At 43.7% G+C, this 380-nt stretch carries 1 protein-coding gene; it reads right to left on the reverse strand.

The genetic code is table 11. From position 1 onward, the window contains the following. A partial coding sequence (locus D4A39_RS19400) for a DNA gyrase subunit A (protein WP_497707273.1) occupies positions 1-379 on the reverse strand: 379 nt, incomplete at its 3' end. Position 380 lies beyond the last annotated feature (1 nt).

Here is a 380-nt window from a genome sequence, read left to right on the forward strand (position 1 = left end):
TGTCTTCACCAATTTTTCGCAAACGACACTCTGTATAACGCATGGCAGCAGCACTGTCACCGTCTACTGAACCGTAGTTACCTTGTCCATCTACCAACATGTAACGCATTGCCCAAGGCTGAGCCATACGTACAAGAGCTCCGTAAACGGACGAGTCGCCATGAGGGTGATATTTACCTAATACTTCACCTACAACTCTGGCTGATTTTTTATAAGGTTTGTCGGAGGTATTTCCTAATCCCATCATTCCGAAAAGAATTCTTCGGTGAACGGGTTTAAAACCATCTCTAACATCCGGAAGGGCACGTGAAACAATGACCGACATGGAGTAGTCAATGTACGAAGACTTCATTTCCTCCTCGATGTTAATCTTTATAATT

Origin of the sequence: Alcanivorax profundi (genome assembly GCF_003597125.1) — a bacterium.
In the GTDB taxonomy this organism is placed as follows: Bacteria; Pseudomonadota; Gammaproteobacteria; order Pseudomonadales; family Alcanivoracaceae; genus Alcanivorax; species Alcanivorax profundi.